Genomic DNA, 12,368 nt, shown 5'->3' with positions numbered 1-12,368 from the left:
GTTGAAAGGTGACGGGAGATGGCGGCGACGCGAGTGGCGTTCCGCCGGCGGGTATTCGGACTTGAGGGATATGGGGGCCGGCGTTCCGCGAAATTTCGGGACAACGGCCCCGCGCCTCGGCTTCGCCTTCACCGCGTGCACGGCTGGCTGTCGCGCCCGCCGAAAGCCTTTCGGGGGCGAAGAAGCTCTGTACCCTCTTACCGCAGCGCGACTGTTTCCGATTTGCACGGAATTCCCCGCTACAGACGGCAGAGGACAACAGGGCGCCGCAAAAGTCAAGCCGGCTGGGGCCGTTTTCAGGCGGGCCGCGTCACGGCGGGCGGCATCTTCGGCAATGTCGCGGCGGACAATTTTGCTTGTGCTTTTCCCGGCGCTCTGATAGTTTTTCCCACTCTCCCAGTGAGGGGAAATTATTTGGAGGCATGGCAGATGGCAGACAAGGAAACCGGGCACGACGAAATCAATTTCGAAAGCGCCCTCGAAAACTATCTCAATCCCGATTTTGGCGACCTTGAGGAAGGCTCCATCACCAAAGGCGAAATCGTCCGCGTGGATGACGACAACGTGCTGGTGGACGTGAATTTCAAGTCCGAGGGGCAGATCCCCGCGGCCGAATTTCGCGACCCCGCCGGCAACATGATCGTCAAGGTGGGCGACCGGGTGGACGTTTATGTGGTGCGCAAGAACGAAATGGACGGCACCATCACCCTCTCCTTTGAAAAGGCCAAGCGCATGCAGGTCTTCGACCAGCTTGAAGACGTGCAGGAAAACAACAGGGTCATCAAGGGCCACATCGTGCGCCGCATCAAGGGCGGCTATACGGTGGACATCGGCGGGGTGGAGGCGTTTTTGCCCGGTTCCCATGTGGATTTGCGGCCCGTGCCGGACATGGACGCCCTTGTCAATCAGGAATTTGAATTTCGCGTGCTCAAGATCAACCGCCGCCGCAGCAACGTCATCGTGTCCCGCCGCGTGCTGCTGGAAGAGGAGCGCGATTCCAAGCGGCAGGATTTGCTGCGCACCCTGGAAGAGGGCCAGATTGTCCAGGGCAAGGCCAAAAACATCACCGAATACGGCGTGTTCGTGGATCTCGGCGGCCTGGACGGTCTGCTGCACATCACGGACATGAGCTGGAAGCGCATCCGCCATCCCAAGGAAATGATCACCATGGGGCAGGAACTGACCCTCAAGGTGCTTTCCTTTGACCGTGAGAACAACAAGGTCTCCCTGGGCCTCAAGCAACTGGTGCCCGATCCCTGGCAGGATATTTCCGCCCGCTTCCCCGAGGGGGCCAAGTGTACCGGCAAGGTCACCAATCTGGTGGATTACGGCGCGTTTGTGGAGCTGGAACCCGGCGTGGAAGGTCTGGTGCACATTTCCGAAATGTCCTGGACGCGGAAGCTGCGCCATCCTTCCCAGATGGTGCACACCGGCGATGAGGTGGAAGTGGTCATCCTGGGCGTGGACGGCGAAAAGAAGCGCATCAGCCTGGGCATGAAACAGGTTCGCCCCAATCCGTGGGAGCTGGTGGCCGAGAGATATCCCGAAGGCACCATTCTTGAGGGCGTCATCAAGAACATCACCGAATTCGGCATGTTCATCGGCATTGAGGACGGCATTGACGGTCTCATTCATGTGTCGGACATCTCCTGGACCAAGAAGGTGCGGCATCCCAACGAGCTGTACAAGGTGGGCGACACCGTGCAGGCCAAGGTGCTCACCGTGGATCAGGAAAACGAAAAGTTCACCCTGGGCGTCAAGCAGCTGGTGGACGACCCCTGGGGCCATGTGCCGGATGCCTATCCCGTGGGCTGCACCGTCAAGGGCGTGGTGACCAACATCACCGACTTCGGCCTTTTTGTGGAAGTTGAAGAGGGCATCGAAGGTTTGGTGCATGTTTCCGAACTGTCCGGCAAAAAGGTCAAGACCCCGGCGGAAATTTATAAGGAAGGCCAGGAAATTCAGGCCAAGGTCATCCATGTCAGCGCCGAAGAGCGCCGCCTGGGCCTCTCCATCAAGCAGATCAAGGATGAGGAGGAACGCCGCAAGCCCAAGGAATTTCATGCCGGCCCGCAGGAGGCGGGGCAGAGCCTGGGCGATCTGCTCAAGCAGAAGTTTGAGGAAAGCGAAAACAGCTAGTGTTTACCCGCAAAAGTGGACACTCCAAAACCCTTGCGGGTTTTGCGGCGGCGTAGCCGCCGCGAGTGAGCGAAAAACCGCGTTAAGCAAAAAGGGCGTCCCTGCGGACGCCTTTTTTGCTCGCGTGGCTGTACTCGGCGGCGGCTTGGCGGCGTGACGCCGCGCCGTCAGAACTGGTACAGAAAGACCGGCGCGCGCCAGTCAACGCCGGCGGTGGCCGCAAGGGCCGAAATATCCAGGCCGAACCAGGATTTGAGGCTCGCCGTCAGCCAGGAGTCTTCCCTGGGCCGGGTCAGCAGCCTGCGGCTTGCGGGCACGCCGGTTTGCTCCGCCAGCCAGAGCAAGGCCGCGTCCTGACCGCCCAGCTCGTCTACCAGCCCCAGGCTCAGGGCCTCCCGACCGGTAAAAATCTTGCCGCTGGCCAGTCGCGCGGCCCGTTCGCGCGGCATCTTCCGACCGGAGGCCACGATGTCCACAAACTGTTCGTGCATGTCCTTGAGCACGCCTTCAAAATAGGCCCTGTCTTCGGGCGAGAGCGGGCGCAGGTAAGAGCCCGCATTCTTGTATGGCGCGGTGGTCAGGGTTTCCTGCCCCACACCGATTTTGCCCAGCAGGCCCTGAAGTTGCGGAATGTCCATGCGCACGCCGATGGAGCCGGTGACAGTGGAGGGGTTGGCGAAGATACGCCGTCCGGCCATGCTGACCATCAGCCCGCCTGAGGCGGCCATGGAACCCATGCTTGCCGCGACAGGGCGTTTTCGGGCCAGCCGGGCCAGCGCGTCGTACACTTCCTGCGAGGCGGCGGCCCCGCCGCCGGGGGAATCCACCCGCAGCAGCACGCCCTTCACATGGGGGTCATGCTCGATTTTGCGAATCCAGGCCAGGGTGGGGGCCACGTCCATGATGGGGCCGCGCAGCGCAACCAGGGCCAGGCGGTCGCCGCCGCCGAACGCCGCCTGGCCGCTCTCACCGCAGAGAAAGGCCGCGGCGGCGGCCAGTATCAGGGCCGGCGCCAGCAACCAGAAGATGAAGGGATGCCGCTTGCGGAAAGGGCGGCGCAGCAGGCTTTGCCAGACGGAGGCCGGTATCCGGGCCAGGGGGCATGCCGCGGCGCAGGCAACGGCCTGAGGAATGCCGTTTCCGGCGGGCTGGTCGTTCCGGGCCGCCGGCTCTGTCGTATCGGGGGTTAAGGCAAAATTTTCGTTGTTCATCCCTATGGATTAGCACGACGCGGGCATGGAGAAAAGAGCGCCCGGCCGCCCTTTACCGCATGGCTTCGGGCCAGCGCTCGGCGGCCATTTCACGCAGCTTGTACTTCTGAATCTTGCCGCTGGCGGTAAGAGGAAAAGACTCCACCACGGCCACATAGCGGGGAATCTTGAACCAGGCGATCTTGCCCCGGCAGTGGTCGCGCACATCCTCCGGCAGCAGGTCCGCGCCGGGCCGGGGTATGACGAAAGCCCCCACCTCTTCGCCGTATTTGCGGCTGGGCACGGCCACCACCTGCACATCCAGCACGCTGTCCATCTGAAGCAGAAATTCCTCCACCTCGCGCGGATAGACATTTTCGCCGCCCCGGATGATCATGTCCTTGATGCGGCCTGTGACGCGCAGATAGCCGCGCTCGTCCATGACGCCGAGGTCGCCGGAATGCAGCCAGCCATCCGGGCTGATGGCCCTGGCCGTGTCTTCGGGCATTTTGTAGTAGCCCTTCATGACGTTGTAGCCCCGGCAGAGAATCTCGCCCACCTGACCGCGCGGCAGTTCCTCGCAGGTGTCGGGGTCGCCCACGCGCACTTCAATGCCCGGCATGGCGCAACCCACGGTTTCGCACCGCAGAGTGAGGGGATCGCGCACGTCCGACTGGGTCATCACCGGCGACGCCTCGGTGAGACCGTAGCAGATGGTGATCTCTTTCATGTACATTTCTTCCACCACCCGGCGCATGAGCGGCTCAGGGCAGACCGAACCGGCCATGATGCCCGTGCGCAGGCTGGAAACGTCGAAACGCCTGAAAAGCTTGTGCTCCAGCTCGGCCAGAAACATGGTGGGCACGCCGTAGAGCGCGGTGCAGCGTTCGCTGGCCACGGCATCCAGCACTTTCAGGGGGTTGTAGCTCTCCAGAATAACCATGGTGGTTCCGTGGTTGACGCAGGCCGAAACTCCCAGCACGCAGCCGTAACAGTGAAAAAGGGGCACCGGCAGGCAAAGCCTGTCCCGCTCCGTAAAGCCCTGGTGGCGTCCGATCCAGTAGCCGTTGAGGCCCACGCCCACATGGGTCAGCATGACGCCGCGCGGAAAGCCCGTGGTGCCCGAGGTGTACTGCATGTTGATTTCATCCCAGGGGTCCAGGGAATCCTGACGGGCCTGGTAGGCCGCGTCGTCCACCATGACGGACATGGCCAGAATTTCCGGCACGGAATACATGCCGCGGTGCTTTTCCGCGCCCAGAAAGCAGACGCGCTTCAGGTGCGGCAGCCCGGCGCAGCGCAGTTCGCCGCGCCCGTGGGTGCGCAATTCGGGCACGAGCGCGTAGATGGTGGCGAGATAATCATGGTCGCGCAGGCTGTCGATGAGAAAGATGTTTTCGCATTCCGACTGTTGCAGCAGATAGCGCAACTCATGTTCGCGGTAATTGGTGTTTACCGTGAGCAGCACGGCGCCAATCTTGGCCGTGGCGAATTGCAGGGCCACCCAGTAGGGCACATTGGTGGCCCAGACCGCCACTTTTTCGCCCTTTTGCACGCCCAGGGCCATGAGGCCCCTGGCGAACTGATCCACCACATCCGCAAACTGGCGCCAGGTCTGGCGATAGTTGCGGTCTGCGTAGACGATGGCCTCCCTGTCGGGAAAACGGGCCACGGTATGGTCGAGAATCTGCCCCAGGGTCCACTCGCGCAGTTCAAACTGCGCCTGCCGCTCGCGTACTTTTTCGTCCATGTCTTAATTCCGTCCGTGGGATGGCAACCGGCCTGCGCGCGTGGAGAGGGCTACGGATTGTACGCCACGGCCATGATCTCCACCGGCTCGTCGCCGGCGGCGCCCACGAAATGGGGCACAATGGAATTGTAATAGATGGTGTCCCCGGCTTTGAGCACATGGCTTTCCCGCCCGTAGATCACCAGCAGTTCGCCCTTGAGCACCAGAATGAATTCCTCCCCCTGGTGGGACGAGGTTTTGCGCTCCACCGCGGGGTCCGGAAAAATTTTGATGTGAAAAGGCTCCATGTTGCGGTCGTTCTTGCCCTTGCCCAAAGCGTGATACACATAAGAGGGCTGGGGCATGCGGCCGGTGTGCAGGGCCTGGTCGGCCTCCGCGCTGTCGTCAATGCGCGCGATGATCGGATCGCGGGTGTACTGGTCGTCCAGAAAGGTGCCCAGGCGCACCCCCAGAGCGCGGGCCACTTTTTGCAGGGGGCCGATGCTGGGATAAATCGCGCCGTTTTCCAGCTTTTCCAGAAATTCCACGCTCAGACTGGTGGTTCGGGACAGACTTTCCAGATCCATGTCGCGTTCCTCACGGAAAGAACGAATCCGGGTGCCGATATGATATTCCGCGGGCATGGGCGCTCCTTCTCGCCGCCGTGACGGCGGGAATAAACAAGAAACCGCTGACGCGCTCTGTGAATAAATCAGCTCCCCAAAAGGGGTTGCCTCCTGGGAGAAGACACATCAAGCCGTTCTGAGCGGGAAAGGCGAATTTCCCGCTTACAGCTTGGGAGAGCCTTGCGAAGCAAGAGCGCGGAAATTTTTTACGCCGCGCTTTCTTAAATGAACCGTCTATAGCGCAAAAGAGTGCAGAAAAGTCAGGCCGTCGTCAAGAGCGCGTCCTCATGCGAGTTTTGTCACGCATACGCCCGGGCGCGCGCCTTCCCCCGCCGTTCGCTTCGCTGCGGGTGGAGAGCGAAATGTTGTTTCGCGTCGGCAAGGTGAAAGACGGCGCAATGTTTTTATGAGGCTGAAGCTGAGCGGCAGGGCCGGTTCAGTAATTGTGCTTCCAGCGCGCGCCGCCCCAGGTGTCCTGCTGCTCGGTGCGAAGTTCCAGACTGACGCGCGGGGTCACTTCCAGCTGGATGATAAAAGCCGTGCTGTCCGGCTTCATGCCCTGCTGCACGCCCACATAAATCAGGTCGCCGATATATTTGCCCATTTCCAGCGTGGCGCCTCCGGCGCTCTGCTCGCCGGGTTCTCCGGCGGCTCCGGTGGTTGATGAGCCAAGGCGCAGCACATCCACCCCCAGCGCCTTGCGGGTAAAGTCGAGCATGCCGCTCCCCCCCGAACCGAAACCGGCCAGCTGGGCCACGGCTCCGGCCAGTTGCAGAGTCTCCAGACGCGTCAGCTCATTGGCGCCGCGGCCGAAGAGAATCTGGGCAAGAATTTCATCTCTGGGCAAGGCCGGTTCGCTGCTCAGGCCGAGCTTCATCTTGCTCACGGAGCCGGTGATGCTGATTCGCGCCGTGAGGTTCGGCGTTTCATTGATCAGCGCGATATCCAGCAGCGGGTTGCTCAGCGCGCCGCCGCCAAAAGTAATCACCCCGCGCGCGAGCGAAAAATTTTTGCCCAGAAAGTCAAAATTGCCCTTCAGGGCGCGCAGTTCTCCGGTAATCGCGGGCGCGGCCGGGCTGCCGCCCGCCAGCAGGCTGGCCTGCCATTCGCTGGTCAGGCCATGGCCTTCCACCATAAAGCGCCCCGGCGCGCGGATGCGCAGATTCAGGGAACCCAGGGCCTCGGCGGGCGCGGCCGGAGTGGCGGGGGGCAGGGGCCGGGGCGTTGCGGCGGCCTCTTCAATGGGCAGTGTGGTGATGCCGCCGCCCACATCCAGCTTGTTGAGCAGAAGCTCGCCCTGATTGATGATGATTTCGCCGCTCACATCCGGCGCTGTGGCGCTGCCCGTCACCTGCGCCTGACCGGAAAGACTGACGCGCATATCCCGGCGGCGCAGAGGACGCAGATGATCCAGCGTGGCCCGCAGATTCAGATCATGCCCGTCCAGACCGCCGCCGCCCGTCAGACGCAGACTGCCGCCCAGGCCGTCGGCGGCGGCGAGTTCCAGGCGCATGCCGCCGGCCAAGGGGCCGCCGTCGCCCGCCGCTTTCGCATGGCGGGCCGTGGTTTTATCTGACTGTGGCGCGGCCTGTTTGCCGTCCATATCCAGACGCAGACTGATGTCCGTGAGCAATACGCCCAGCGGCAGATCCTCATAGCGGGCCTTGCTCACGCGCAGGCCCCCGGTCACGCGCGGCGCGGCCAGGGAGCCGCCAAGCTCCAGATTCAGCGATATTCTGCCGTTAAGGCGACGGTCCGCCAGAGGCAGCAGGCTCCAGACAGGGCCCACGGCCCCTTCCCAGCGCACCCGCCCCGCCAGCGCTCCCCGCGGATCGGCTTTGGGCAGACCGTCCGGGCCGAAGAGCAGGGGCAGGCGCAGAGTGAGGCGGGCCTCGCTGCCGCCCAGCGCCTTCACGGCCTGGGGCTCCAGCTCCAGCCGGGCGGCCAGCGCGCTGCCCGCGCCGCCGTGCTCAATGCCGCCCGCCAGAGCCACATCCAGCGGGGCCAGCGGACTGCCCGCGACACGCAAACGACGCACGCCCAGCCGAAAGTCCCCGCCGGGCCGGGCCGGGCTGCCGCTGAGGCGCACGCGGGCCTCGGCCGTGCCCAAAGGCAGCGCGGGAAGCAAAGCGCGCCAGGGCTCCAGGGCCAGACCATCCAGCATGAGCCGCAAATCCAGTTTCTCCGGCGCGAGAGCGCCTTGCGCCTGCAATCTGCCCGATGGCGACATGACCAGGTCCAGGCCGGAAATGCTCAGCCCGGCCTCGCCGTAACGCAATTCGGCCTGCCGCGCGGCGCGCAGGCCCAGAGAACGCCCCTGGCCGCGAGGGGTGCCCTTGAGGCCGCTCAACCGCAGTTCCAAAGCCTTCAGCAGGGCCTGGCCGGGCCGCCACTGGACGTTGAGATGACTGGTCACGCCGCCCGTGCTTTCCAGACTGAGATCCAGCGGCCCCCGCAAGGGCCCGCTGGCCGAGGCGCGCGCCGCCAGCCGCAGGTCGCCCCGCTCCAGACCGGCAAGCCCCAGCCGCGCCGTGAGCGTCGCCTGACCAAAAAGATCGGCAAGTCGCAGTTCGCCATCCAGACCGCGCACATGCAGCGCGTCGCCCCGCCCCTGCACAGGGCGAAGGCTGAAACGCGGCACATCCCACCGCGCCAGAACACGCTGCGGGCCGAAGGGCGCTCCATTGCCCGGCGCATCCGCGCCCAGTTCCAGATTCAGTGCGGCCTCGCCGTCCAGATGCAGGCCCGGCGCAAAAGCGGACAATGCCTGCCAGTCCGCCACGCGCAGCCCTATCTTGCCGTTCAGGGCGGGCGGGCCGCCGGGCGTGAGCCGGGCCGTCACATGGCCAGCGCCCTCCAGGCCCGCCGCGCTCAGGCGCAGGTTGCGCAAGCCGGCGGAAAAAGCCGCGGGGCCGCTTGTCGGGCTGTTTTCCAGGCTCTGTCTGCCATCCGCCCCGTAAAAAAGTTCCGTGGTCAGGCTGAGGGGGCGCTGATCCAGCCGGGCGCGCAGGTCAAGAAGCAGGCGGGCCTCCTCACGCGCGCCGTCCGCCAGCCCCAGGGCCCCGCCCAGCGCCAGGGGCGCGCCCGTGAGCGACAGCAGCGCATCCTTGAGCGCATGGCCGCCGCTCCGCATATCCGCGCACGCCAGACGCAAGGCCGCATCGGGCCGCAGAAGCGTGCCCCTGGCGCTCAGGCTGAGAGAGACAGGCGCGCGCAGCAGGGCCAGCATGCCTTCCCCTTCCGCAAGGGCGGGGGCCTCTTTTGCCGGGCCTTGCAGAGTGACGGCCAGCGTCAGATCCAGTGGGCCGTCCGGCCAGTCATGGCCGGCGCTTTTCCATTTTCCCCGCCCGGTGGCCGTCAGGCGGCCCGCCGCCAATTTCAGGTCGGTCAGGGCCAGATGCGACGAAGAGGCGGGCCCGCTTTCCGGCGCGTTCAGGCCGCCCTCGAGATCAAGGCGCAGACGGGCCTCGGCGCCCAGCAGATCAGGGGAAAGGCCGGCCACAGTGAGCGCCGGTTTTTGCAAAATCGCTTCCAGACGGCTGCTTGCGGTAAAACCGGCGCGCCCCTCCCCTGTGTTTTCCGGCCCCGCCAGAATCTCCAGACTGACCTCAGCCGCCGCGCAATTCAGGATGGCCAGCGAAAACGGGGCCTGCCGCGCGCCGGTCAGCCGCGCCCGCGCGTGGGCCCGCGCGCCACTGGCGTCAGCGGTCAGCCCGGCCTTCAGGTCGGCCCGCAACGGCTGCGGCCCGGCGAAAGCATCCTTGCTTTTCGCCCCCGCCGGCGTCGGGGCCGGCGCGCCGCCCGGCACTTCCGGCGGCAGCAGCGCATTCTCAAGCGTCAGCGCGTCCAGATGCAGAGCGGGGAGCCAGCCGGGCAGACTGCGCAGCGCGCGCGCCGTGTCGCCCAGCAGCAGGCGCAGGGCCTCCACGCTCAGCGGCGGCTGCGGGGCCGGCGCGGGGCCGGGGGGCAAATCGGGCAGGCGCGTCAGCGCCGGATTGACGCTGCGGATGGACGTAATGCGCACGACGCCGGGCAGAGCGCGCCAATCCCAGTCAAAACCGTTTTCCGGGGCGGTCAGCCAGACGCCATGGGCATCGGCCATTTCAAGGCCGAAAGCGCCGGCGAAGGGCAGCGGGCCGGTCAGGCGGGTCAGGCGAGCGCGCAGGCCGCTCTCTCGCAGAGAGCTTTCCAGCGCGGCATTGATGGTTTTCAGCAGCCAGGTCTGGCCGTTTTCGCTGCGCAGCGCCCAGACCAGACCGGCCGACGCCGCCAGCAGCAGGAGCAGCAGCCCCGCAAGGATGCGCCGCGACCAGCGGGCCAGCCTTTCGGAGCGCCCGGAACGCCTGGCGCGCGGCCCCCCCGCTTCTTGCGCCGCATGCTGTTCTTCGTTTATCCGCGTCATCAGAATGACTGCCCTATGCTGATATACACCTGTACCGGCGGATCGCCGTCAATGCGCCGCAAGGGCGCGGCCACATCCAGACGCACCGGCCCGATGGGCGTGTAGTAGCGCAGGCCCAGGCCCGCGCCCCAGTCCATATCCCCGATGATGCGCGGAAATTCGTCCGTATAGACCATGCCGCCGTCCAGAAAGGGCGCCAGGCCGATGTTTTCGGTGATCTTGAAACGCGCTTCCAGGTTGACGACCTGGTAGGAGCGCCCGCCCAGCGGCTCATCCTCATGGTCACGCGGGCCCAGAGCCTGATAGGCGTAGCCGCGCACCGAACCCGCGCCGCCCGCGTAATAACGCATGCTGGACGGAATGCTGCGCAGGGCCGATCCGCTCATGGCCCCGCCTTCCACCCGGCCCGCCAGCACCAGCCGGTCGTCGGGCCGCCCCGCCTTGTCGCGCATGGGCGCGTAATAGACGCTGGCCGCCACGCTGCCGGCCATGACGCTGAACGGCTCCTGATAAAAGCCGGTAAAGGGCGTGAGCCTGATTTCCACTTCCGAGCCGCTGCTGGGATTGAGCACATTGTTGCGGCTGTCGCGCCGCAGGTTTGCGCGCGGGCTGAGCACGCCGTAAGCGTGTTCGCTGTTTTCATTATCCTTGAGGGAGCCGCTTTCCACAAAGAGACTGAGGCCGCCCCACCACCGGCGTGAAAGCCGCCGCTCCAGCCCCGCGGAAGCGTTGACCGCCATTTTGCGGTACGCGCTGGTATCTTCGCGCAGGGCAGAGGCGGAAGCGAGCAGGCGCTGTTCCCGCGCCAGAAAAGCCGGTTTTTCAAAAACCGCCCTGATGCCCTGAATTTCCGTGGCCAGCGGCGCTGTGACCGTCAGCTTTTCACCGTTGTGAAAAAGATTGCGGTGTTCCCAGGCCCCTTCCAGGCCCAGCCCCGTGTCGGTATCATAGCGAACGCCGCCGCTGATGGAGCGAAAGGGCGCTTCGGCCACCGCAATGTCGGCGGGCAGCGCGTCCACGCCGCTCTTTTCGCCGCTTTTTTCCAGGCCGGACGCAGCCGGAGCCGCCTCCACCGAACGGAACAGGCCCAGCCCGCGCAGGGTATTGGCGTATTCTTCCAGCAATTCGCTGTCCCACGGTTCCTCGCCCGGCGCCCAGGGGGTCAGGCGTTGCAGATATTCGGCGCTGACTTCCTTTGCGCCCCGCACCCGAATGGCTCCCATAAGCGCGGGCGGGCCGGGCCGCACCAGAATATCGGCATTGAGGGTGCGGGCCTCGCGGTTCAGACTGTAGCGGGCGTCAACCACCCTGGCCAGGGGATAGCCCTCGCGGCGCAGGCGTTCCGGCAAAGCCTCCACGGCGGCCAGCATGGCGTCGGCGGTCACCGGCCGGCCCACAGTCACGCCGGGCAGCGCGGAGGGAAAGGAGGGCGGCGGCAACGCCTCCCGCTCCAGCCCCCAGAAACCCGTCTCGCGGCTGCGGTTTTTGAAGGGTTCCGGCACATCGGGCGCGGGGTCGTAACGCACGTCGGCCCGGCCCACAGTGTAGCGCGGGCCCGGCTCCAGCAGCAGGGTCACGCGCGCCGGCGAAACGGCATCATCCAGACTGAAAGAGGCCCTGCCGTCATAATAGCATTGGGAATGCAGCAGTTTCAGCGCGCTTTCCGTATCGGCACGGGCCCGGCGCTCCAGGCCCAGCAGGCTGTCCGGCGGCTCTTTGGCAAGCCGGACGAGCTGGCTGACATCCTTCATCTTGCTCCGCAGTTCGTTCGCCTCGGGCGACCGACCGCGAATTTCAATGCCCAAAGCATAGGGCACGGGCGCGCCCTGCCAGGTATGTTCCGCTTCGCCACCGCTTTCCGTCTGTTGCGCGTCAGCCGCCCGCGGGCCGGCATCCCCGCCTCTGGTCAGCAAACCGCAGCCGCCCAGCCCCGGCAGCATGAGCAGGACAGCCAGCAGAAAATTCCGCGCCGCCGACCGGAACAGGGGAAAAAAGAGGGCGCGTAAGGCGGTGGCGGTATGGGCGGAGCGGGAAAAAAGGAATACGGCGGAACGCATGACGTTCTTATATACCCTTGCGCGTCAGAGGGCGCAAGCCGGGCGTCGGGTGGAAACGCGGCTGCCGGGTAAAAGAACGTATGCGCGCCGCCCTCCGGGCACAGGCATGAGCGCCGGCGCGGGCGCTCCGGCTTGGCAAAGCGGCTCCCCTCTGTTAGGCTAAACCGGTGAACCGCCGAAGCGCAACGGGCTGAAGAACAGCATTTTCAGTCGACCAGGCGACAT

General features: G+C 65.2%; 6 protein-coding genes and 1 riboswitch. Of the genes, 1 reads left to right on the top strand and 5 read right to left on the bottom strand.

Going from position 1 to position 12,368, the window contains the following annotated elements; all coding sequences use genetic code 11:
* Positions 1 to 29: 29 nt before the first annotated feature.
* Positions 30 to 262: riboswitch (cobalamin riboswitch) on the bottom strand.
* A gap of 167 nt (positions 263 to 429) precedes the next feature.
* The gene (locus ACQRA4_RS00225; RefSeq protein WP_427821065.1) at positions 430 to 2,139 is read left to right on the top strand and encodes a 30S ribosomal protein S1; all 1,710 of its coding nucleotides are present in this window, start codon (positions 430 to 432) and stop codon (positions 2,137 to 2,139) included.
* 167 nt (positions 2,140 to 2,306) lie between these two features.
* Here ACQRA4_RS00225 and sppA read toward each other — a convergent pair whose 3' ends face one another.
* From sppA to ACQRA4_RS00200, 5 genes are all read right to left on the bottom strand, one after another.
* Positions 2,307 to 3,350: a signal peptide peptidase SppA gene (gene sppA, locus ACQRA4_RS00220; RefSeq protein WP_427821064.1), complete on the bottom strand. Its 1,044-nt coding sequence runs from the start codon at positions 3,348 to 3,350 to the stop codon at positions 2,307 to 2,309.
* Between the two features lie 52 nt (positions 3,351 to 3,402).
* A complete protein-coding gene (locus ACQRA4_RS00215; protein ID WP_427821063.1) occupies positions 3,403 to 5,079 on the bottom strand; it encodes an AMP-binding protein in 1,677 nt (558 codons plus the stop codon).
* Between the two features lie 50 nt (positions 5,080 to 5,129).
* Positions 5,130 to 5,702 (bottom strand): helix-turn-helix domain-containing protein, encoded by a 573-nt coding sequence (locus ACQRA4_RS00210; protein WP_427821062.1) that lies wholly within the window; start codon positions 5,700 to 5,702, stop codon positions 5,130 to 5,132.
* 418 nt (positions 5,703 to 6,120) lie between these two features.
* Positions 6,121 to 10,086, bottom strand: coding sequence for a translocation/assembly module TamB domain-containing protein (locus ACQRA4_RS00205; RefSeq protein WP_427821061.1), 3,966 nt, complete (start codon positions 10,084 to 10,086; stop codon positions 6,121 to 6,123).
* Positions 10,086 to 12,143, bottom strand: coding sequence for an autotransporter assembly complex protein TamA (locus tag ACQRA4_RS00200; protein WP_427821060.1), 2,058 nt, complete (start codon positions 12,141 to 12,143; stop codon positions 10,086 to 10,088). Before ACQRA4_RS00200 ends, ACQRA4_RS00205 begins: the two co-directional genes overlap by 1 nt.
* Positions 12,144 to 12,368: the final 225 nt, after the last annotated feature.

This window comes from Desulfovibrio sp. SGI.169 (assembly GCF_050313595.1).
Classification (GTDB): Bacteria; Desulfobacterota; Desulfovibrionia; order Desulfovibrionales; family Desulfovibrionaceae; genus Desulfovibrio.
This window is presented reverse-complemented; position numbering and strand designations above follow the sequence as displayed.